Annotated in this window: 21 protein-coding genes; 16 read left to right on the top strand and 5 right to left on the bottom strand. The window is 39.5% G+C overall.

The genetic code is table 11. The features are described 5' to 3' along the window. Positions 1-8 precede the first annotated feature (8 nt). Both H7A25_22925 and H7A25_22920 read right to left on the bottom strand, forming a co-directional pair. Positions 9-425: a hypothetical protein gene (locus H7A25_22925; GenBank protein ID MCP5502771.1), complete on the bottom strand. Its 417-nt coding sequence runs from the start codon at positions 423-425 to the stop codon at positions 9-11. After that, entirely contained in the window at positions 422-751 is a 330-nt protein-coding gene (locus H7A25_22920; protein MCP5502770.1) for a hypothetical protein, read from the bottom strand. Before H7A25_22920 ends, H7A25_22925 begins: the two co-directional genes overlap by 4 nt. Positions 752-1,149: 398 nt before the next feature. Between H7A25_22920 and H7A25_22915 the strand changes: the two genes are divergently transcribed. Beyond that, the gene (locus tag H7A25_22915) at positions 1,150-1,665 is read left to right on the top strand and encodes a hypothetical protein (protein ID MCP5502769.1); all 516 of its coding nucleotides are present in this window, start codon (positions 1,150-1,152) and stop codon (positions 1,663-1,665) included. A gap of 40 nt (positions 1,666-1,705) precedes the next feature. Here H7A25_22915 and H7A25_22910 read toward each other — a convergent pair whose 3' ends face one another. After that, positions 1,706-2,572 carry a PD-(D/E)XK nuclease family transposase gene (locus tag H7A25_22910; protein ID MCP5502768.1) on the bottom strand — a complete coding sequence of 289 codons (867 nt, stop codon included), beginning with the start codon at positions 2,570-2,572 and terminating at the stop codon, positions 1,706-1,708. A 229-nt stretch (positions 2,573-2,801) separates the two neighbouring features. On the opposite strand from H7A25_22910, the gene H7A25_22905 reads away from it, so the two are divergent. After that, the gene (locus H7A25_22905) at positions 2,802-3,359 is read left to right on the top strand and encodes a hypothetical protein (protein ID MCP5502767.1); all 558 of its coding nucleotides are present in this window, start codon (positions 2,802-2,804) and stop codon (positions 3,357-3,359) included. Positions 3,360-3,399: 40 nt separating this feature from the next. On the opposite strand, the gene H7A25_22900 is transcribed toward H7A25_22905, so the two are convergent. Further along, positions 3,400-4,314, bottom strand: a complete 915-nt coding sequence (locus tag H7A25_22900; protein MCP5502766.1) for an Rpn family recombination-promoting nuclease/putative transposase — start codon at positions 4,312-4,314, stop codon at positions 3,400-3,402. 431 nt (positions 4,315-4,745) lie between these two features. On the opposite strand from H7A25_22900, the gene H7A25_22895 reads away from it, so the two are divergent. From H7A25_22895 to H7A25_22885, 3 genes are all read left to right on the top strand, one after another. Then, positions 4,746-5,300, top strand: a complete 555-nt coding sequence (locus H7A25_22895) for a hypothetical protein (protein MCP5502765.1) — start codon at positions 4,746-4,748, stop codon at positions 5,298-5,300. A 20-nt stretch (positions 5,301-5,320) separates the two neighbouring features. Then, complete coding sequence (locus tag H7A25_22890) at positions 5,321-9,949, top strand: TIGR04388 family protein (protein MCP5502764.1); 4,629 nt, start codon at positions 5,321-5,323, stop codon at positions 9,947-9,949. A gap of 141 nt (positions 9,950-10,090) precedes the next feature. Then, positions 10,091-11,842, top strand: a complete 1,752-nt coding sequence (locus tag H7A25_22885; GenBank protein ID MCP5502763.1) for a HAMP domain-containing protein — start codon at positions 10,091-10,093, stop codon at positions 11,840-11,842. Positions 11,843-11,860: 18 nt separating this feature from the next. On the opposite strand, the gene H7A25_22880 is transcribed toward H7A25_22885, so the two are convergent. Next, positions 11,861-12,661: an SDR family oxidoreductase gene (locus H7A25_22880; protein MCP5502762.1), complete on the bottom strand. Its 801-nt coding sequence runs from the start codon at positions 12,659-12,661 to the stop codon at positions 11,861-11,863. 121 nt (positions 12,662-12,782) lie between these two features. Between H7A25_22880 and H7A25_22875 the strand changes: the two genes are divergently transcribed. The 11 genes from H7A25_22875 to H7A25_22825 all read left to right on the top strand — a co-directional run bounded on the left by H7A25_22875 (position 12,783) and on the right by H7A25_22825 (position 23,359). After that, positions 12,783-13,265 carry a type II secretion system-associated lipoprotein gene (locus H7A25_22875; protein ID MCP5502761.1) on the top strand — a complete coding sequence of 161 codons (483 nt, stop codon included), beginning with the start codon at positions 12,783-12,785 and terminating at the stop codon, positions 13,263-13,265. A 46-nt stretch (positions 13,266-13,311) separates the two neighbouring features. Further along, entirely contained in the window at positions 13,312-14,280 is a 969-nt protein-coding gene (locus H7A25_22870) for a peptidoglycan DD-metalloendopeptidase family protein (GenBank protein MCP5502760.1), read from the top strand. Between the two features lie 115 nt (positions 14,281-14,395). Then, positions 14,396-15,322, top strand: coding sequence for a general secretion pathway protein GspC (locus H7A25_22865; GenBank protein MCP5502759.1), 927 nt, complete (start codon positions 14,396-14,398; stop codon positions 15,320-15,322). A 12-nt stretch (positions 15,323-15,334) separates the two neighbouring features. After that, positions 15,335-17,083 (top strand): type II secretion system protein GspD, encoded by a 1,749-nt coding sequence (locus H7A25_22860; protein ID MCP5502758.1) that lies wholly within the window; start codon positions 15,335-15,337, stop codon positions 17,081-17,083. Next, on the top strand, positions 17,080-18,756 hold the full coding sequence (gene gspE, locus H7A25_22855; protein ID MCP5502757.1) for a type II secretion system ATPase GspE: 1,677 nt from the start codon (positions 17,080-17,082) through the stop codon (positions 18,754-18,756). Before H7A25_22860 ends, gspE begins: the two co-directional genes overlap by 4 nt. After that, positions 18,757-19,983 carry a type II secretion system F family protein gene (locus H7A25_22850; GenBank protein MCP5502756.1) on the top strand — a complete coding sequence of 409 codons (1,227 nt, stop codon included), beginning with the start codon at positions 18,757-18,759 and terminating at the stop codon, positions 19,981-19,983. It begins immediately after the preceding gene. A gap of 15 nt (positions 19,984-19,998) precedes the next feature. Then, entirely contained in the window at positions 19,999-20,484 is a 486-nt protein-coding gene (locus H7A25_22845) for a type II secretion system protein GspG (GenBank protein MCP5502755.1), read from the top strand. Further along, positions 20,438-21,151, top strand: a complete 714-nt coding sequence (locus tag H7A25_22840; GenBank protein ID MCP5502754.1) for a prepilin-type N-terminal cleavage/methylation domain-containing protein — start codon at positions 20,438-20,440, stop codon at positions 21,149-21,151. Before H7A25_22845 ends, H7A25_22840 begins: the two co-directional genes overlap by 47 nt. After that, entirely contained in the window at positions 21,141-21,653 is a 513-nt protein-coding gene (locus H7A25_22835; GenBank protein ID MCP5502753.1) for a prepilin-type N-terminal cleavage/methylation domain-containing protein, read from the top strand. Before H7A25_22840 ends, H7A25_22835 begins: the two co-directional genes overlap by 11 nt. 10 nt (positions 21,654-21,663) lie before the next feature. Then, positions 21,664-22,299 carry a prepilin-type cleavage/methylation domain-containing protein gene (locus H7A25_22830; GenBank protein MCP5502752.1) on the top strand — a complete coding sequence of 212 codons (636 nt, stop codon included), beginning with the start codon at positions 21,664-21,666 and terminating at the stop codon, positions 22,297-22,299. A gap of 16 nt (positions 22,300-22,315) precedes the next feature. Further along, entirely contained in the window at positions 22,316-23,359 is a 1,044-nt protein-coding gene (locus tag H7A25_22825; GenBank protein MCP5502751.1) for a general secretion pathway protein GspK, read from the top strand.

Raw genomic sequence — 23,359 nt, 5'->3', positions numbered from 1 at the left:
CTTATCTTTTATTTCATAATAATCTTATCTGATGCTTCTTTAACCAACTCAAGGAAAGCTTCTTTGCAGTAAATATGTGAATCTTTTTTCATTAGTAAAATATCCGAATATCTCTTTACAAGGTCATCAGTTTTTTCAATAACTATTATATCAGAATCATCTAATTCTACATGATCCGAGTTTGAATACCCGATTACCATTTCATACATAGTTTTAGCTTTTAATTTTGCTTCTTCATATTTTTTTAAATCGAAAGAATTTTCTATAAGAGATTCTTCTAACTCTTTCAAAAAAAACTTAAAGCTTGGAGACTTGTCTTTATAATTACGTATGGAATTATTTCGTAAATCGGAAGGTGATATGATTTGCATTTTCTTGAATTTGTAGATGATATAACCCGGAATACAGAGAACATCTTGTTTCATTGCAGTCCTCTTTCCATGGCTACTTTAATTGCAGTATTTTGGAGACTTCTTAATAATTCGAGAGTGCTCATTTTACTGTGAATGTTCTTTAACTTTTCTGCTTCCTCCCTATCACATTGGGACAAAATAATAATTTCTATATGGCTTAAAGTTTCTTTTGTTTTTTCTTCAGTGCCAAAGAGAATTTCATACTGCTTTGCTGTGAGAAAGGCAAATTTATCTTTAGATAGACCCTTTTTCTTCCATTCCGTAGTTAAAGCTTTTCTATTATCCTTGCTTTCTAAAGCAAAGATATCATCCTTTTTTAAGAAGTTGAAGAAATCCATGGGTCAAAGATCGTCTCTATTCTTTTTTTTGTAAATATATTTTTATATCATAAACAAATTAAATATGCTGGAATACATAGTATAGTGTTCTCTCGTAAATTCTGAATATTTATTTCTATAAGAGTTTCAACTTTTGATTTCCGGCAGCTATAAGACTGTCCGAAGAAGGAAATGGCTTCGTGAAGCTGAACTTTGGATACTGCGCTTGCCTGCGGGCATTGCTCAGGGAACAACTCGCCGGCTGAGAGACCGAAGGGAGCCGAAGCCAAGAGCTTCGAAGTACGGGCATGGGGATAACAATTTTTTCTTGTCATAATTATGGGGGGGGGGAAGTTAGACTGACAAATTTACCATAAGGAACCTTTATGAAACATTTATTAAAATTAACAGCACTGTCTGTGCTACTACTCAGCCTCACGGCCTGCCCGAAGAAGAAAGAGGATGATAATACAACAACATTATTGTTACTCTTAAGTATGCAGCAGCCAGCAGCCACAGAAGCTTCTAAAACGGCCGCCCTTGCGTCTCATCCTGGTTGTACCAAGCTGAACACAGCTTCTACCACTTCCCAGACCTTGCAGTCCGTGTTGTATCAAACTCAAACTACTGATTATAAAGCCAATATCAAAGCTAGTTTAAGCGCAGGCCAGAAGTTGGTAATAACTGCAACTAAAGGAACATTGCCTGCTTTAGGAACAAGTTTTGGTTCAAATATTTCGGTATATTCTAGCGATTCTTGTGATACAGCAGATTTTACAAATCAGACATATTCTAGCAGTATTACTCTGAGTAGCAATTCGAGTGACAGAACCAAGATGGAAATCATTGCAAAAGTAAATATTTCTTATACATATGAGTTCTCTGTTACCGATGTCGTAACAGCCGGTGGAGTAATCACCTACCAGATTCAATAGAGAAGAGAGAAGCAGTGGAAAACTCCACTGTTTGAATATTCTAAAATTCTTTCTCTCGTATATTCTGAATATCCTCAAAACTCATGCCGGTAAGAGTATGGATTTGTTCATCCGAAAGCCCCATCTTGATAGCATTCTTTGCAACATTTAATTTCTCTTCCAACTTACCTTCCAGCTTACCTTCATCCCTTGCTGTATCGAGCATACCTTTTGATTCCCAGTAGGCCATGAGACTTTCGTGGTATGTATCAAACTCAAAGCTATTCATAGCACTGAGTTCGGAGGTAAGAAAGGCTTTTTTAAAAAGGGGTTCGTTTAATATAGCCGGAATGTGGTCAAAACTTTCCAGGTTTTTTAAGAAATAACACCATTTATCAAAGCGGCTTTCTAATTCATTTTCTTTCTTGGTAAAGAGGGGCATCTGCAAAAACTTAAAATGAAGCTTATCATAAAAGACTTCCCCATCCTGGTCTTTGAGTTGAACATAACGTTCGAATTTCTTCTTTTCTTCTTTCTCGTCATACTTAAAATCGAGAATGGCAATGAGATAAACGGGCTTGAGTTTAAAGTTCCAATCTCCTTTTTCTGCCTGTTCCTGAATGGGAAATGTAACGGCAAATAGAGACCTGTCTTTAAAAAATTCCAATTTTTCTTTTTGCATTTCAACGATGAAGTCTTCTCCATTGGCTCCTGTGCATTGGATATCAAAAATGGCTTTTCGTAGGAAAGGCATAGGAGGGAGATTTTCAGGATTTCGAAAACTGAGTTCCTGAATCCGGTGTTTTTCCGGAAGGATTTGATTCAAAAAATCAATGAGTAGATCCTTATTGGCTTCGGTTCCGAAGAGCCTCTTAAAACCAAAATCAGTGTATGGATTTAAGTATCTGGGTTTTTTGTCCTGTAGCATGACAGTCTTTAGACTGGTGGAAGCTCAGTGAGCTGTAAAGGTTTTTTTCTGGATAAGATACGATTGCCGCCCTTCAGCGGGCATTGCTCAGGGAACAACTCGCCGGCTGAGAGACCGAAGGGAGCCGAAGCCAAGAGCTTCGAAGTACGGGCATGGAGATAGCAATTTTTTCTTGTCATAATTATGGGGGGGGGAAGTTAGACTGACAAATTTACCATAAGGAACCTTTATGAAACATTTATTAAAATTAACAGCACTGTCTGTGCTACTACTCAGCCTCACGGCCTGCCCGAAGAAGAAAGAGGATGATAATACAACTACATTATTACTACTTTTGAGTATGCAGCAGCAACAGGCAGCATCCACAGAAGCATCTAAAACAGCAGCCCTCGCTCAACATCCTGGTTGTACCAAGCTGAACACAGCTTCTACCACTTCCCAGACCTTGCAATATGCACAGGATAGCAGTTCTGCTTATCAAGCCAATATCCAGGTTAGTTTAAACGCAGGTCAGAAGTTGGTAATCACAGCTACAAAAGGTAATTTGCCTTTGATGAGTTCTTCAAGTGGTTACTCAATAGCCGCTTATAATCTAGATTCTTGCACAACTGCAGATTTTACAAGAGTATTGTATTCTAGTTATAGTCAAAATGTTAGCATTTCCAATAACTCAACCGATCGTACCAAGATAGAGATAACAGCCACGAAAGCTGCCAGCTATAATTTTGAGATAACCGTTACCGATGTCGTAACAGCCGGTGGAGTAATCACCTACCAGATTCAATAAAAAAGAGAGAAGCAGTGGAAAACTCCACTGTTTGAATATTCTAAAATTCTTTCTCTCGTATATTCTGAATATCCTCAAAACTCATGCCGGTAAGAGTATGGATTTGTTCATCCGAAAGCCCCATCTTGATAGCATTCTTTGCAACATTTAATTTCTCTTCCAACTTACCTTCCAACTTACCTTCCAACTTACCTTCCAACTTACCTTCCAACTTACCTTCCAACTTACCTTCATCCCTTGCTGTATCGAGCATACCTTTTGATTCCCAGTAGGCCATGAGACTTTCGTGGTATGTATCAAACTCAAAGCTATTCATAGCACTGAGTTCGGAGGTAAGAAAGGCTTTTTTAAAAAGGGGTTCGTTTAATATAGCCGGAATGTGGTCAAAATTTTCCAGGTTTTTTAAGAAATAACACCATTTATCAAAGCGGCTTTCTAATTCATTTTCTTTCTTGGTAAAGAGGGGCATCTGTAAAAACTTAAAATGAAGCTTATCATAAAAGACTTCCCCATCCTGGTCTTTGAGTTGAACATAACGTTCGAACTTCTTCTTTTCTTCTTTCTCGTCATACTTAAAATCGAGAATGGCAATGAGATAAACGGGCTTGAGTTTAAAGTTCCAATCTCCTTTTTCTGCCTGTTCCTGAATGGGAAATGTAACGGCAAATAGAGACCTGTCTTTAAAAAATTCCAATTTTTCTTTTTGCATTTCAACGATGAAGTCTTCTCCATTGGCTCCTGTGCATTGGATATCAAAAATGGCTTTTCGTAGGAAAGGCATAGGAGGGAGATTTTCAGGATTTCGAAAACTGAGTTCCTGAATCCGGTGTTTTTCCGGAAGGATTTGATTCAAAAAATCAATGAGTAGATCCTTATTGGCTTCGGTTCCGAAGAGCCTCTTAAAACCAAAATCAGTGTATGGGTTTAAGTATCTGGGTTTTTTGTCCTGTAGCATGACAGTCTTTAGACTGGAAAAGGCTCTGTAGCTGTAAAGGTTTTTTCTCAGGAACTGATTAAAGAAGTTGTCTCTTTTTTCCGTAGCCGGATGTTTCAGCATCCGGTTAAGAAATAAAAATCCAAATTATCTGAGAAATCTGTCAATTTGTATTTGACAATTTCAGAAAAATGGTTTAGGATGTAAAAATGAGAAAAACTATAAAGTGGAAAGCTGAAAATGAAAACATATATATTTACAACCGGGTCTCAGTCTGAGCCTGTACCCTCCCTATTTACGAATTATGCTTTTATTCCGGATTATATTTTTTCCTGCAATCCATCTATAGTTTCATATTTTGTTTTGACTCGCATCGAAAAAAAGAAAAAAAAGGTGATAATGACCTGTAGCCAGAGAAAGGCTATAGGAAAAAAATTATTGGAGAAATGTAAATGAAACATTTATTAAAATTAACAGTCCTGTCAGTGCTACTACTCAGCCTCACGGCCTGCCCGAAGAAGAAAGAGGATGATAATACAACTACATTATTACTACTTTTGAGTATGCAGCAGCAACAGGCAGCATCCACAGAAGCATCTAAAACAGCTGCCCTTGCATCTCATCCGGGTTGCACCAAGCTGAACACAGCTTCTACTACTTCCCAGACCTTGCAGTCCGTGTTGTATCAAACTCAAACTACTGATTATAAAGCCAATATCAAAGCTAGTTTAAACGCAGGTCAGAAGTTGGTAATAACTGCAACTAAAGGAACATTGCCTGCTTTAGGAACAAGTTTTGGTTCAAATATTTCGGTATATTCTAGCGATTCTTGTGATACAGCAGATTTTACAAATCAGACATATTCTAGCAATATTACTCTGAGTAGCAATTCGAGTGACAGAACCAAGATGGAAATCATTGCAAAAGTAAATATTTCTTATACATATGAGTTCTCTGTTACCGATGTCGTAACAGCCGGTGGTGTAATCACCTACCAGATTCAATAAAAAAGAGAGAGGAAAAGAAAATGAAAAAGCGGAAAACCATCACATTCAAAGGAATTCAGAGAAACCTGAACACCATCCTATTTAAGATAGAGGCCTTTTTTCTTCTCCTATCTTTCGTTCTTTTCATTTTCTACCCCTCTTTTTCGGCTCTCTCGAACCCTGTGGTTCCCTATGCCCTCATGCCCGAGCAATTTGATGCGGATGAGATGCGAGGCACTATTCAGCAGGCCAATGCCCTGCGAAATGTAAGTGCCTGGGATACGATGATAACTGAGAAATTAGGTGTCATGAAAGCAGCCTGGGAGAATGATTTGAATACAAAAATCCAAAACCAGATTGCTCTTGTTACAGAGTCAGATACCTATAACAATAACCCGACCTATAAAGATTATTTAAAGAAAGAACTGGAGTCCCGTAGAGAAGAAGCTCTAGAAGACTGGCAAAAAACAGCAGATGGTCTTATATTAACCAATCGGAACGAATACGTAGCCTTTATAACAAGTAAATACAAAACCGAACAGGATAACTCGACTACTAAAACCCAGACAGAGGCTGAAAATAAAATTACCGAAGAGGATTTAAAAGACTCTTATTCGGGTTTGAAGGATGACCTGGATTCAACTATAAAGGACTGGGCAACAGATTTTAATACTACATTTAAAACCGGGATGACCAATTTCCAGAATGACCTGACTTCGATTAATACGAGCTATTCTGAATTTATACAACAACTCAACCAGGCCGAAGGAGAGTTTAACCGGAATTTGAGCTTGATTAATGCCTATAAGACCAATGTAAAAACGAATATTCAAACAATGGTAAATAACCTACAGACATCTCTTAACTCGGATTCCAATACGAAATTGTATAAAAATGATGATGGAAGCTATAATACAGCCGGTGAGAACTTGAATAAGCTGATTACCCGGATGAATACGAAGCTACAAAACCCGGATATGGATTTTACGACTATCCTCACTGAACTTTCTACGGAAATGACAGATTATCTCGAACTGACTAAAAATGAAGCTCAGAGTAAGACAGATTACTATCAGACTCAGATTATTAAAAATTATAAAAATGATGGAGAAAATGAGAGTGGAAGTTCATTCGATATTTCATCATTGTATTGGTCTCGTTCAGGAGATCCAACAGACCAAGCTTTTCAAGAATTTATTGGATTAGTTAAAAATTATATCTCAAATCCGGCTCAATACTCCACTGAAATGCTACAAAGATTTAGTGACTTTGAGAGCGAAGGAGTTGTTCGAAATAGTTGGCTTTCTGACAATTTAATTATCCAAAATATTACCGGGGTTACTCTTAGGGCCAATACAACGAATGTAGATGCAGATTGGTTAGCTTCTGCTACTAGGGATTATTTCTATGTAGGAGGAAGTTATAATGAAGAGGTTGCCAATGGAGGGCCAACACTCTATTACCATTATAATGAAGCACGTTACATAAGTTTTGATCAATATGTAGAACGTCCGGGTTATTGTATTGTGTTGCCTGTAAAAGCATGTTGGTATAACAGTTTTACCCGAAATGAAAAAGAAATTTATCTTGATGTTAGTTATACCGTAAAAGACACTGTTGCCGAACAAAACATGTATACCTGGCAGGGATTTACTAATCAGCTTGCTGCACAGCATAGCGAGTGGAAAGACAAAATTCTTCCTGCCATTTCTAACTGGGAACAACAGGTTAAAAACTACAAGGGTTTTTTTGATGCCTGGAAAACCAAGGCAGATGAGCTTCGGGCCGAAGCTACAGAAAATTATCAGAACGCCGTTTCTGAGCTGCAAATCAATCAGGGAAAGTGGCGTCAGGAGATGGAGCGCTCTGAAAAGGCTGCTATAGAAAAGTGGTCGGATATTCAGAAAAAACTACAGAGCGATAATAAAGAAGAAGCAAAAGAAGCCTGGAAAGAAGCCAAATTATTAGCTGATTCTGTTGATGAACTTCGCGCACCTGAAGCAGGAAGTAACTCAGCCGCCTTTACTCAGTCTATTTTGGATTTAAGAAATGCCCGTGTAGAGTATAAAACAGAAGAACTTCCTTCTACCAATGGAGTAGCAAGTTTAGCCGCAGGCTTTAATTCCTCTATAAATGGATCTTTGAATAATAGCAATAATGCTTCTCCAACAAATTCCTATAATATTTTTGATCATGGCTTTAAAGTCGATGATATAAGCAATTTAAATATAGCCTCCAAATTCAATACAGCCATTACCGGAGCCAAACAGTTTAATTACGTTCGAGCCATGAACAATATCATCGATGAGAACGTTAATAAATACCAGGATCAGGTCTATGAGCAGGTTGTAAATTCTTACAAGTTTAAAATCATGTCTGATTATTATACAAAAGATGGAAAGTTGGATGAATCTAAACTGACTGCCGAACAATTGAAATTGCAACAAGAAGGAAAATGTGTATCTGGTGGAGAACTTGTTGCTGCCTGTGCCGGTTTCATGGAACGAAATGAAATGTTCGAATCCGCCAGAAGAGATGGAGACCAGATTGTTATTACCTATAAAATTAGCGATGGTTCTGCCCATAAAGCAGCCGATGGAAAAGGTGACTATAAAGGTTATGAATCCGGAAACCAATTTGAAGAGAGAAGGATTTCTCTTTCTTCCGTAGCTCATGTGGGTGCACCGAAAGACTTGTTTGAAACCTGGACTAATGCAGATTACCAGGTTCTCAATGCTTCGGTTTATGGAGAAAGAGGAGAAGATGGAAAGCTAGTCGAGGGAAAAGAAGGAGCCTTAGCCAGCCTGTATAACTCTTTCGGAGATGACATGAAACGGGTAGGGCAGTCCTATCAGGATGTATCCGAACTGAATCAGTATTACATGGATATGTTCCGAGCAGATGCTGACCAGCAAATCGAAAGAGAGCAACTGGTAGAAGATTTAGTAAAAGCCTATGTAACGGGTGGAGGTAGTTGGAGCTCTGCTGTTCAGTCGGTAGTTAAGGACAAAGTAAATAATGCCATAGCTGAAGCCACCGGTTTACCCGTCGGTCTCATTTCCGGTCTTACCAGCGGACAAAGTTTTAAACAGGCAGCACAGGGCTATGCAAAGCAAGTTGCCACTCAGGAAATAGCGAAAGCTACCGGTCTTCCTCCCCAACTTGTTTCTCAATGGATAGCCAAACAAACTGCCCCCAAACCGGGCTTCACTGAATCACCGGCCTTTAAGGCTGTCAAAGTCGTGGCTGCCGTTGCGGCTGTGGTAGCGGCTCCTTTCACTGGTGGAGCTTCTCTAGTTGCCCTTGGAGCCTTTAATGCAGCAGTTTCAGTAGCAGAAAAAATTGAGTCAGGTGGAATCGGTTCAAGTTTAAAATCAGTAGTTGCCAATGTGGGTGGTGCTGTCATCAATGGTGTAGTGAGCGGGGCTACGGGTGGAGTTGTTGATGCAAATCTTTCTTACTCAGAAGAAGATGGATTTGGTGCCAGTGTAGGTGTTGGAGTAGCCGGAGTTGCCAGTGTGGGCTTAGAATACACAGAAAATGGTGGTTTTGGTGCTTATGCAGCTGCGGATTTTGGAGTAGGATCTGTTGAACTATCTTACTCTCAAAATAATGGTTTTGAAGCACAGGCATCTCTGGATGTTGGCTTTGTCAGTGCAGAAATGAGTTATGATACGGAGAATGGCTTTCAGGCTCAAGCATCATTGGACATTGGAATCGGTGCAGTAGATTTGAATTATTCAGATCAGGAGGGTTTTTCTGCTCATGCAGATGTCGACATTGGAGTGGGAGATTTAAGCATGGACTATTCTGATCAAAATGGCTTCTCTGCCAGTGCATCGGTAGAAGGGGTTGTTGATTTGAGTTATGATAAGAACGGTCTATCAGCCAGTACAAATATAGAAGGAATCGATGTAGCCTATTCAAGTTCGGAAGGGTTTTCGGCCAGTGGTGAAATAGCCGGAGTTGATTTGAGTTATGATAAGAACGGTCTATCAGCCAGCACGAATATAGAGGGAATCGATGTAGCCTATTCAAGTTCGGAAGGGTTTTCAGCCAGTGGTGAAATAGCCGGAGTTGATTTGAGTTATGATAAGAACGGTCTATCAGCCAGCACGAATATAGAGGGAATCGACGTAGCCTATTCAAGTTCGGAAGGGTTTTCAGCCAGCGGTGAAATAGCCGGAGTGGATCTAAGTTATGATAAGAACGGTCTATCAGCCAGCACGAATATAGAGGGAATCGATGTAGCCTATTCAAGTTCGGAAGGGTTTTCAGCCAGTGGTGAAATAGCCGGAGTGGATCTAAGTTATGATAAGAACGGTCTTGCAGCCAATACAAGTATAGAAGGAATCGATGTCGGATATTCAAGTTCAGAAGGTTTTAATGCCGGAGGTGATATAGCCGGAGTCGACTTTAACTATGATAAGAAAGGTCTTGCCGCCAATACGAGTATAGAGGGAATTGATCTGGGTTATTCGAATTCAGAAGGATTCAATGCCGGAGGAGAAATAGCCGGAGTAGATTTCAACTACGATAAGAAAGGTCTTGCAGGAACTACTAATCTCTATGGAGAAGAACTTTCCTATGATAGTGATAAGGGCTTTTCTTCTGAGACCTATGAAGATTTGAAAGATACTATAAAGGATTTATCCGTTCCATTTAAATAAGACTTTTCACTAAGGTTTTTCTAATTTTTTATCTGAGCGAACCTGAAAGGGTTCGCTTACAAATCTACCTCCTTCGCCTGATTTATATTAACTTGGTTTTTATACTCGAAAAACCGAATATATAAAAAAAAGGATTTTCGTATGTTTACTATAAAAACCAAATTAATTTTCGGTTACGGACTTATGTTTTTATTGGTTCTTGTAGCCGGAATTTCCGGTTATTTCGGGGTTTCGACCTTATCTGAACAATCAACAAAGGTCGCCCAGAAAGAAACCAGCACCCTGAGAATTCTTGCGAATCTAAGAAAAGATATTCTGAATTTGAGAAGATACGAAAAGGATATCTTTTTAAATATTGAGGATCGAAAAAAAGTAGATTCCTACATCATAAAGTGGGAAGAAGTTTCAAAATTGAGCACACAGGATTTGGAGTTGAGTCTTCAGTTTCTGACAAAGGAAATAGAAAAACATGAAAAAATTCGAAGTGCTTCTGTTAAAATGCCGGAACAACTGAAAGCCTACCAGAAAAACTTTAAATCTTTATACGAAAAAATAATAAATAATGAGATAAAAGATGTTTTGAAAGCAAATGCCAATTTTGGAAATACCAAGAACATAGTTTATGAGCTGGAAGAAAGTGTAGATTTATTAATGGAAGAGTTGGATAAAAAAATAAAAGAGAGTAATAGCAGGGTAAATAAACAGGCAGAAGGTTTAAAAGGCTTTATTCTGGTCGTATTTTTTATTTCTATCATATTATTTTTGTTAATTAGTATTAGCACCTTCATTTCCATTAATAGACCGATAACCCGCCTGGTCGAAACGATGAACCGGATCATTCAGAAAGGAGATTTGTCTCTCAGGATGGAGAATCCATCAAATGATGAAATCGGGCAGGTTTCAAAAGCTTTAAATGGAATGCTGGGTAGTTTTCAATCTACGATTGAAGAGGTTAATACCATTACTACTGAGATTTCTTCCGGTAATTTGAATATACAACTTAAGAATCAACTGAAAGGTGATTTCTCCAGTATTCAAAAGTCTCTTGATATGATTCTGAATGTATTTAATGAATTATTGTCCGAGGTTTTAAATGCCGCAAACCAGATATTAATTAGCTCTAAACAGGTGGCCGATTCCAGTAATTCTTTGGCTCAGGGTTCTACTGAGCAGGCTTCGAGTGTTGACCAAATAACAGCTACCCTAAATACAATAGAAATACAGGCAAAAAATAATGCAAAAAACGCCGAAGAAGCCAGTGATAAAGCAAAATCGGTTAAAGAGCAGGCACTTTCCGGAAATAAAGAGATGGAATCTATGCTATTAGCCATGCAGGAAATCAGTGATACATCTGAAAACATTTCTAAGATTATAAAAGAGATAGATGCGATCGCTTTCCAGACCAATATCTTAGCTCTGAATGCAGCAGTGGAAGCTGCCAGAGCCGGTCAGCATGGAAAAGGTTTCAATGTGGTCGCCGAAGAAGTGAGAAATCTTGCTTCCAGAAGTGCTATGGCTGCAAAAGAGACGGCCAACCTGATAGAAGGTTCATCAAAGAAGGTGAATATGGGTACTGAGATAGCTTATCGAACAGCTGAAGTTCTCAGGAAAATGACCGAAGGAGTTATCCAGGTAACCGAACGAATAAATAACATTTCTTTTGCCTCGACTGAACAATCCGAAAGCGTTGCGGAAACATCCCTCGGAATCAATCAAATTTCCCAGGTGGCGATGAACGCAGCAGCTACTGCTGAAGAAAGTTCAGCAGCCAGTATAGAGCTTGCCAGTCAGGCGGAATCATTCCGAAACATGGTAGGAAAATTCCAGATCCGAGAGATACATTTTGGTCAGAATCCGGGCCTTGGGGAGAAAAAAATTATAAACCTTGGATAGGAATGGATAATTAATTTTTCAGGTTACTTTTGAACCCCGCATAATATGAAAAAGGAGATCGGGAGCGAGGCGCTTTAATGTCACAGCAAGGTTTTCTTTGAAACCGGCAATGACAACTTCCGTTTCTCCTTTTTTGATGGCTTCTAAAATTTTTTTTGCACATTCCTCCGGCTCCATTCCGGCCTCAGTGGCCTCATCCATTTTTCCGTATTCTTTACCGTTTCCGGTGACTGCGTTTATCGAAACGTTTGTCTTTACATAACCGGGCAGGACCAGTAGTACCTGTATATTATCCTCAATTACTTCTAGGCGCAGGGAATCATAGAATCCGTGCAAAGCATGTTTGGAAGCCGAATATCCGGAACGAAGCTGTGTAGGAACCTTTCCGACAATACTGCTGATTACGACAATAGAGCCGGATTTTCGTTTCATCATGTCGGGTAGAATAGTTTTTGTCAGGGCTATATTTCCAAAAAAGTTCACTTCAAAAAGTTTCCTGTAAACTTCCAGATCTGTATCTTTAATAAGCGAGCGCTGGCTTTGTCCGGCATTATTAATTAGAATATCTATCTGTCCGAATTTATCTTTAATTTGCTGGTATTTATCCGGAAAGCTCTCGGTTTCTGTGAGATTTAGAGGAAGGCAAAGGGAGTTGTTTGTGTCCAGACCCGAACTTTCCTGAACTTGCTTCAGTTCTTCTTCTCTTCTGGCGGATAAGATTACTTTAGCCCCTTCTTTTTTTAAATTATGGACCAGGGCTTCTCCGATTCCGGAAGTGGCACCCGTCACCCAGACAACTTTTTCTTTTAACTGGTTCATTGTATTTATATTGTTTTTCCGGTTTGTAAAATAACAAGCAATAAAGCGAACGAAGCACTTAGCTATGATTTTTTTCCTATAGACAGAGAAAGGCATTTATTTCATCCTGTTAAGGATCCTCATGAAAGCTGCTTATTGGATTTTATTATTATTTCTATTGTTCCTATCCTGCCAAACTCGCCTGATTCGACAGGAAGAAATACCTCTTATCAATGAATATTACGAAGACCGAGTTTTTTCGTTAAAAAATAAGCTTCGTCTGGATAATAAAACTTCTCTCCGAAAAGGTGCTAAAGTTAAAATATGGGTCGAGTCTTTGCCATCTCTTTTGAAAATTAAATGCTACCCGGCCAATCAGAAGCGAGAAACTGCCCTGGGGAGAATGGTAGCCTATCAGCTTGCACAGGAGTTTAAAGGGAAAGATTACACTATCGAGGATCTGGAGAAACTGATTTATAGTAATCTGGAAGACAGTGCAGGTGGAACATTCTCAGAGGAAGATATAGTAAAAGATGAAGTTCGCTTATCACAGCCATCCGAGAAAAAGGAAAAAAAAGGTTCAAAAACTAAAAATAAAACCGGTAGGAAGAGAAAAAAAAGATAAAAAATACAGTTTTTTTTCAATAATTATCTTGACTTAAACGTCTAGTTTGAGTGATAATCACATAGGCATGATTATTCACTGGTTAGTACTGTTTATCGTTTTGATAACAGTTGTATTTACATCGTTCTCCTTCGCAAGTCCGTTTGATTCGTTTGAAAAAGAATTAAAAGACTATATCAAATCGGATACGTATCAGTACTATGATGGAGGAGAGCAATCGCAGATAGACAGGTTGTTTTCTCAGGATGTTGATGTTAAGCAACACGAGTCAAGAAGTGGTGGTTATTCAAAAACTTCTTCTAACATTCGGCTCCCATCGACGATACCTGTAAAAAGAATTATATCTACCAAGATTATTGAGCCTACCAAGCGTTCTTCCGGATACCGTCTCTACCAGGTAAAGAAACGTGACACTCTCAATCAAATTTCAAAAAAGTATCATGTTTCGGTTAACTCCCTTCGTAGAGCTAATGGGATTAAAGGTCACATCATTAGAACTGGTTCAATCCTAAAAGTTCCGGGTGGAAAAATGGTAGCAGCCAGCCCCGGTAAAGAAATCATCAAATACCGTGTTTTTGCAAAGCCAGTAGTTAATGGAAGATATACATCCAGCTTTGGATACAGAAAAGACCCATTTAATAATTCCAGACGTAACTACCATTCAGGGGTTGATATATCGGCCGCTGTTGGAACTCCCGTAATTGCTGCGGCCGACGGAGTTGTCGTCTTCCTGGGAAGAAATGGAGGATACGGCAATACCATTCGTATTCGACATAAGGGTGGTTATGAAACTCATTACGCCCATTGTGCTACTACGACTGTTAAACTCGGACAACATGTAAAGATGGGAACTGTAGTGGGTTCTGTAGGTCGTACAGGGACTGCAACCGGTGCACACCTTCATTTTGAAGTTCGTTACAGAGGACGTTACATTAATCCAAAACGAGCGCTGAATAAGGTTCACGTAGTTGTAAGAAAGTTCTCTGGAAAGAGAGCTACCAAAAAAAAGTCTTAAAGGTTTCCCCGGTGCAAAAATAAAGCAGTCTCTTTTTTTCTTGAGTCTAATTCCGTAAGTGATAGATTGATTCGGAAGCTCAAATAAAGGAGACTGAAACACACCGGGTGAAATTATGAATGCGATTCTCTTAAAAATTCAAAAAAATTCTTTTCTTAGTTTATTACCTCTTATTTTACTTTTTTCTTTAGCCTTAGCCTTTTTAGGTCGTTCTATTATTATTCTTATATTTAACCCTCCGGCTTCTAAAGCTTTAGCTGTGCCTGTTAAAGTAAATACTACAGAAACTAACAGGAGCTTTAAACCTGTCAATGAATATGAAAGTATGGTAGAAGGAGATTTAATCCGTGGAAAAATCATTACAGAAGAAGAAAAGAATGATAAAAATGCGGAAGAGAAGAAGCAGGTTGCTTCCTTAAACGAGGAAGGGGAAGCCGGTGCGGATGATATGTATGTAAATGGCTGTGTGGCCGGAAGTTATTCTTTTGCCAGGGTTGCAATAAAAGTAAAAGGTGAAACAGAAGCAGAAGAGTTTGCATTGGGTGATAATGTCTTTGGTTACCTGGTAAAAGGAATTTTTCAGCACTATGTGGTTTTAGATAGGGGAGGAGTGGCTCTCAGGGTAGACGTGGGGCAAACCGTCGGAGATGCCCGGAAAAAGTATCTCGAAGACCATAAAGATGCAGTTTCAGCCAATGAGAGTATGGAAAGTTCAGAGTTTGTAAAACGCTTGATTTCAAGACAGGATATTATTAAAAATTTGCAGGATCAGACCGAAATCTATAAGGATGCTCAATTCGGTCCCAACCTTGTGAATGGAAAAATGGATGGTTATCAGCTATTTCGGGTGGGAAAAAAGAACCTTTTCTATTCTTTTGGTGCAAGGAGTGGAGATTTGGTGAAGCGAGTAAACGGTATGCCTTTGAACGATACCGGAAAAATGTTTGAAATATATAATTCTATAAAGACAGCACCGAAAATTGTAATAGATTTAGAGCGAAAAGGAAAAATAATTACGTACGAATTTACTGTTCGAGAGTAACTGGAAAGGCCAATGCAGAGAAAAAGAAGAATCAGGTTATTTTTATTTTTTTTACTCATTTTTGTTGGAGTAATTGGTGACATTGCTTCTGAACCTAAAGATGATAAGAAGAAGGTATCCGAGAGAACGCAGAGAAGAAAGGCATCTGCCGGGAAAGTTTCCCGAAGAGGAGGTCAGTCTGTTTTTACAGCGGATTGGAGAGATACGGAATTAAAAGATTTTTTAAAAGGTATGGGAGCTATAGTAGGGAAGAATATCCTGATAGATGAAGCCATGAAAGGAAAGAAGATTACGATTCTTTCGCAGGAGCCTATCCCGGTAAAAGATTCCTTTTCTTTTTTAAAGTCCGTATTGGAAACTCAAGGCTATGGAATTATAGAAGAAGACAACCTGATTAAAGTAGTAAAGCTAAAAGAAGCCCTGCATCGTTCTTCAGTAGTGCGTTTTGGAAGAGACCTGATTCCTCCCAGTTCAGCAGGTAGAGATCTTACCGTAACCCAGATTATACCCATTTATGACGCGACAGCAACAGATTTAGAGCCCATTTTGAAGCGGGTTACTTCTCCTGATACCGATGTAATCGTATATAAAGATTCCAATACGATTGTGTTGTCAGGTATTTCCGGTGACATTAACAAACTCTTACAATTAATCAATAAACTGGATAGAAAAACCGATGGGCCGGGAGCTGTAAGTTCTGCCGGTGGGGTACATATTTATACTCTTGAATATAATCAGGCGGACAAACTCGAAAAAGTACTGGTTAAATTAGATATGCCTACTATTGAGTCTCCCGGTGAAAAGCAGCCAAATAATCAACCGAAAAGAAAAGATAAAATTCAAGCGGTTGCTCATGAGGATTCCAATTCTTTGATTGTGATGGCTACTAATGAGGAGTGGAAAGAAATTAAGAAAATTATTAAAATCCTGGATCTTCCCCGTAAACAGGTTCTCCTCGAAGTTCTAATTGTAGAACTTATCTCCAATGACCTCAACAACTTCGGTATAGACTGGCGTTACAGAAATGAGGTGTACGGACAATTTAACTCCGGATTGGCCTCGGAAGGTAATATTTTTGATAGTAAGGGTAGACCTACGCAGGTGAATACACTTTCCGGATTTTCTCTTGGCTTTTTGAAACCGGGAAGACCCGAGCTTATCGGGATCATCAATGCGAATGCTACCAATGAAAACTTTAATGTCCTCTCAGCACCACAGGTTTTGACTCTCGACAACCAGAAAGCCGAGATCAACGTAGGGCAGGATGTTCCGGTTAGAACCCAGAGACGAAATGCGGGTCTGGGAGGAAGTAACGCTGTAACGGTGGATAACTTTGAGTATAGACCTACAGGGATCAAGCTTGTGTTTACTCCTCATGTGAATAAGAATAATAAGATTACTCTCGAACTGGATCAGGAAGTAAAAAGTATTGCCGGTCTTCCTTCCCAGGGAGGAAACCCAACTTTCAATAAACGAAATATTAAAACTACCATTACAGTTGATAATACTCAGACGGTGGTAATCGGAGGGCTTATTTCTAAGGATAAGCAGAAGAGTATTACCAAGATTCCTCTCTTAGGTGATATTCCTATGATAGGGAATATGTTTAGAAGAACAACAACCCAGGTGAAGAAAACTAACCTTATGCTTTTTTTAACTCCGCATATCCTTGATAACCGCGAAACCGCTGATAGAATTACCTACAAGAAGAAGCGGGAACAGGATAGAGAATCTCTGGATAGGGAGAAGAAAATTCGATGAAACGAACTTTAGGAGAAGTCCTGGTTGAAGATGGGATTATTACCCAGAAAGAACTGACTGATTCTTTAAAAGTTCAGGAAAAAAGTAATCTTTCGCTCAGCCAGATTATACAGAAGAAAGGCTATGCTGGAGAAATCGATGTTATGAAGGGGCTTGCGAAGCTCCATAATATGGATTTTATGGAGAAGCTGGAATTTACTCCGAATGAAGAAGTCTATAGTAAAATTCCTTATAAACTGGTTCAAAAATCCCGTATGGTTCCTTTTTACTCCGAAAATGGAACTGTTCATATTGCAATAAATGATCCCACCGATCTGCATCCTCTTGACGATGTGAAAATGTTTCTCAAAGGACATAAGGTTAAATTTGTCTTATCTCCTGAAACCGAAATTACAAGACTGATTCACTCTCACTTTGATAAAACAACTTCTGATGCCAAAGAAATGATGGATGAGATGGCAGAGGGGGAACTCAGCGATTTTGCTGATGTTGATGAATCTCTGGATTTGAGCAATGAAGCCCCTATCATCAAAATGGTGAATGTAATTCTTTCCCAGGCCGTTACGGAGAGGGCATCTGATATCCATATTGAGGCCTATGAAAAATCCCTGGTGGTGCGTTACCGGGTAGATGGTATTTTACATAAGGTTTTAAGTCCTCCCAAGTCCTTTCATGCAGGGATTGTTTCCCGGATTAAGATTATGTCCAACCTGAACATTGCAGAAAATCGTCTGCCTCAGGATGGTCGGATAAAACTCAAGCTGGCCGGAAAGGACATTGATATCCGGGTTTCTACGATTCCCTGCCAGTTCGGCGAACGGGTAGTAATGAGGCTTTTGAATAAGACCGACCAGAAGTATTCTCTTGAGACTCTTGGTTTTACCGAAGAATTGATGACGCAAATTCGGAAAATAATCTATCAACCTTATGGAATTATTCTGGTTACAGGGCCTACCGGTTCCGGTAAATCTACAACTCTTTATTCTTCCCTTACTGAATTGAATACCCCGGAAAGAAATATTATTACCTGTGAAGACCCGGTAGAATACCAGATAGAAGGGATTTCCCAGATGCAGATGCAGGAGAAAATCGGGATGACCTTTGCCATCGGTCTTCGGGCCATTTTACGTCAGGACCCGGATGTGGTGATGGTAGGGGAGATTCGCGATGAAGAAACAGCAAGAATTGCGATTCAGGCTTCTCTTACCGGGCACCTTGTGTTCTCAACCCTTCACACAAACGACGCTGCCAGTGCCGCCACAAGGCTTATTGACATGGGAATTGAACCCTACCTGATAACCTCAACTGTTCTTGGCTTTTTAGCCCAGAGGCTGGTTCGAAGAATCTGTCCGGAATGCAAGACTCCATATAAGCCTTCTGAAAAAGAGCTGGAATCGGTGAATCTCAAAATCTCAGACCTGATAGATGGGAATTTATTCAGAGGGAAGGGGTGTTCTAATTGTATGGGTACTGGCTATAAGGGACGGATTGGTATTTATGAACTCCTAATAATGAATAACGAAATTAAAAATGGGATTTTGCGGGGAGCCGATGCCGGAGAATTGAATCGGATTTCCCTTGCCGGTGGAATGACCAATCTCAAGAAGTATGGTATTCGAAAAGCAATCGAGGGAGTCAGCACTCTCGATGAAGTATTACGTGTGGTGAGCTAAATGGCCTTATTTACATACATAGCCTTTAATAAAAAGGGAAAAGAAGAGCATGGAATTATAGATGCTAATAATATCCAGGCTGCTCGAAACAAATTGAAAGCCAAGGGGCTTTATGTTCGGGTGATAAAAGAAGATAAGGAAAAGCAGGAACGGGAGCTTTTTCCTTTTTTAACCAAACTCTTGTATCGCATTCCCAGAAAAGAAGTGGGATTGTTCACTCAGCAACTCGGAACCCTGCTGGGAGCAGGAATTCCTTTAGATCGTTCTCTGGCAAATATCATAGAACAAACGGAGAATCAATATTTTAAAAAAGTACTGATTGAAATTCGAACCTCCATCACGGAAGGAGAATCCTTATCCGGTTCAATGGCCAGGCACCCGGAGATATTTCCCCAACAGTATCCCTCTTTAGTATCAGTGGGAGAAAAAACCGGTAATTACGAAGCAACCCTGATACGATTAGCAGAATTGGAAGAAGCCTCAGAAGATTTGAAATCGAAGGTGCAGGTAGCCATGATTTATCCTTTTATCATGGCGGGTCTTTCTTTATTTGTAACCATCTTTCTTTTGACAGTGGTGATTCCCCAGATACAGGAGCTTTTTGTGCAGTTTGATGCCAAGCTACCCTTAATTACCCTTATCGTAATCTGGATATCCAATGCCCTGGTGAATTACTGGTGGCTTATGATCCTCGTGATTGTGGCTTCTACCTATTTATTTATCCGGTTTAAAAATTCAGAAGAGGGAAAAAAGAAGTGGGATAATTTTGTTTTGCAAATTCCCATTTTTGGAACCCTTTCTCGGAAAGTTCTTATCAGTAGTTTTGCTCGAAATATGGGTGTACTTCTGACTAACCGGGTGCCCTTGATTACTTCATTACAAATAGTTTCCCGTATTGTGAATAATTATATTTTCCAGAAAGAAATTAATTCAGCTATTGAAAAAATCAAAGAAGGTGGCAAGCTATCTGACTCTTTCATGGAGTCTACTATATTGACACCTATGGTATTGGGTATGTTATCAGCCGGTGAGGCTTCGGATACAGTGCCGGAAATGATGAATAAGCTTGCGGAGATCTTTGACAAAGAAGTGAATAATGCAATAAAATCTTTGACTCAGAGTCTTGAGCCTATCATGATAGTTTTAATGGGTGGCCTGATATTCACGATTATGGCTGCTATCATGACGCCTATGTACAAGCTGACCAAAGAAATTCAAAACTTATAAGGAGGATTAGGTTTTATGATTACAGGTAAATTAAGAAGAAAGATTCGTAGGGGTTTAACTCTGGTGGAGTTATCCGTGGTGGTTCTTATTTTAGGAGCAATTATTGCCCTCGTGGCTTTAAACATTAACCCGGGACAACTCAAGGATGATACAGCTTCATTGAAACTCAGAAAGGATGCAAACGAGCTTATGATGCACCTTGAAAGATACGCTGCTGCTTACGGTAAATATCCATCCGAAGAGCAGGGTCTTTCAGCCCTTGTTGAGAAGCCTTCTGTGGGTGATGTACCGGAGGACTATAAGCCTATTATAAAAAACCGTTCTGCTGTTTTAGATCCCTGGGGAACTCCCTATAAACTGAAAATGAACCAGGACTCAGGTGATCCCGAAATTTGGACTCTCGGAAAAGATAAAGCAGATGGAGGAACCGGTAAAAATCAGGATTTTAATATTAATGCTCCTGACACTTACCCCAAAGCTTTTAGAAAAAAAGGCCAGTAGTCTTAGTATTTCCATTTATCGGGAGGAATTATATTCCCAGAAAAAAAGTTGGGAATTATTCTTTCACGTAAGCGAACCATCGAAGGTTCGCTTGCATCCCGGAAATTTAATTATGAAGCCAAAACATAGAAGAGGACTTACCCTGGTTGAAATCATTGTTGTGGTAAGTATACTTGGCTTACTCATAAGCATGACAGTTTCCAGTTTGATGAATCTTATTATTCCTTCCGTGAGTAATACTTCCGAAAAATTAAAAGCAGCCCTTTTTTTTTGTTATCAGACCGCTATATTAAGCAATCAAACCGTTGTTCTGACTATAGATTTTGAGAATAACAAATATAAGGCTATTCGAATCCAGAGAACCGAGAAAGGATTAGAAAAGAAAGTGATTCTCGAATCCGGAATGCCAATTAATACAAAGTTTATGAGTATTACCGATATCCGGGGAATAAAACACGAGACCGGTTTTTTTTCGATTCCTTTTACCCATACAGGAATTGCCGAAGATTATAATATTCATCTGGGTAATGGTTCGAATGTATCGAAGACTGTACAGCTTTTCCGATATAACGGCAGGATCGAAATTAAAAATGGAGAAGAAGATAGGACTTCCGGGGCACAGTCGGAACAGAATACGTCTAATGACTTGGAAGGTTATGAAGAGTAGAAGAATTCGAAAAGGCTTTTCCCTGATTGAAGCGGCTATCGCCCTGGCTATTGCAGCTTCAGCAATGGTTTGGACTTATTCTTTAATTACGAATGGTCTGAGTATGCAAAGAAAGGCTACGAATATCTCTAATGCAGTTTTATTAGCCCGGATAAAAATGTCCCAGATTGATGCCAGTTCCAAGATGGAATCCGGTAGTACGGAAGGAGATGTTCCCGGTTTTCGGGGGTACAAATTCCTAACAGAGATCAAGGAAGAAAATTTAAATTTACTTGAACTTGCCGGTGGGGGAGGAGACAAAGTAGCCGGTAGACCCCAGGAGCTGAGCAATGATAAGGATTCTAAACTCAGTGAGCTGGCAAAACGAAAAGGAAAGGATTTAAGTCAGGCGAAAGAAGCGGGAGAAATTAAGGTTTTTAAAATAACGGTAAAAATTACCTACCCCGATGGAAATGCAGAGAGAAGCTATGTAGTGCAGACTTTTAAATCAGTGGATTTTTAAACCGGGGTGGATGTTGAAAAGGACTTTTAGAACTGGAACCAACCTGGTTGAGCTGGCTGTTGTAATTATGATACTCGGGGTTTTATTTACCGGGATTTTTGGTGCTTATTATACATCTTTAAAAATTACAAAAAATGTGCGCCCGACGGGTGGAACCGATAGGAAGAGCTTACTTTTTGCAGTAGAGCATGTGCGTAAAACTTTTGCTCAAACCTTTTATATCCCCGGTCACAAAAGGATTATTTTCAAAGGAAAGGGAGATGGAAGTCCCGGAGAAAGGCGGGACTATGTGACTTTTGCGGCTCACCACGCCGGTGCTGAAGAGGCGGGAATGCCTGCCATCCGGGAAGTTTCTTTTTATTTGAAAAAAATGGGGGAAGACGGAATCTACTATTACCTGATTCGCCGAGAAGATGAAATGGTGGATAAGGATCCTTATCGGGGGGGAGTAGAGCATATACTTCTGGATCATGTATCCAGTTTTCAGTTGAAGTATTCAGGTACTGGAGAGAGCTGGGTCGATTCCTGGGATTCGACTCAGATGAATAAAGTGCCCAAATTAATCAGGATTGAAGTTATTGCAATTATTGGAAAGCAGGAGGTAAGATATGAAGCACTCGCGTTTCCGGGTCTCTATTTTAAATAGTCGCCGTAAAGGCGCTATGGTTGTAATGCTGGTTATGGCAATAACAACTTCTTCTTTTCTTACAGCCAATGATTTTGCAAATAAATGCATGACCGAATTGAAAATAGCTCGTGCAGGTGCGGATGGGTTTCGTGCCTTTTCTCTGGCTATAGCCGGAATGCAGGGAGGACTCGGAGCCTTGAAAAAGATTCCGGAAGAATACCTGTACCAATCGGGAATAGCCTTTAATCCTCCTCCTATTCAGATGGGTGGAGGGACGATTTATTATAAAATGTCTCCGGAAGATGGTAAAATTAATATAAATACTCTCGTTCGGGAACACGATGATCTACCCAATCTCAGAACCCAGGAAATTCTATCTCGACTTTTTGAGCAGTTGTCTATTCCCCCGGAAAAGATATTTCCCCTGATAGACTGGCTGGATAAAAATTCAGAAGAAATGGGGGGAGGAGCTGAAATTTTTTATTATAGCGGTTTAAAACCTCCCAGAAAAGTAAAAAATGCCCCCCTGTATTCTCTATCGGAATTGACTTCTGTGAAAGGATTTGACAGAGATTTAGTGTACGGTTCCTTGAAACCTAAGGATTGGAATGAAACCCATTCAGATGATTTTTCTACAGATGAGGAAAAGGTTTTAATTACCGATTCTGATTTTGTTTTGAGTAATAATATTACAGCTTTTTTGCCTTATAACGATCAACTGGATGAAAGGATCAATATCAATGCAGCACCCTATTATGTCCTGATTTCTCTTTCGGAGTTTATGACCAAGCAGGCAGCTATGAAACTTTTAAAGTTGAAACTGGAAAAGGGTGGATATATTAAAAATGTGGATGAACTGGAAAAACTGCCCGAATTCCAGATTAAAACTTCCGGTGGTTTTACTCTATATAAAGAATTGGTCGGGGAAAATACAGCGGTGTCCGCAGGACGAATCAAAACCCGTGGGGATATATATAGTATTACGGGAGTCGGTATAGTGGGAAATAATGTGATGAGAAAGGTCTCCTGTCTTTTTGACCTGACCAATAATAAGGTGCTTTATTATTCTGAGGATTGA

The sequence above is a fragment of the Leptospiraceae bacterium genome (assembly GCA_024233835.1).
Lineage (GTDB): Bacteria > Spirochaetota > Leptospiria > Leptospirales > Leptospiraceae > JACKPC01.
The sequence above is the reverse complement of the archived record's forward strand: the minus strand, read 5'-3'. Positions and strand labels throughout refer to the sequence as shown.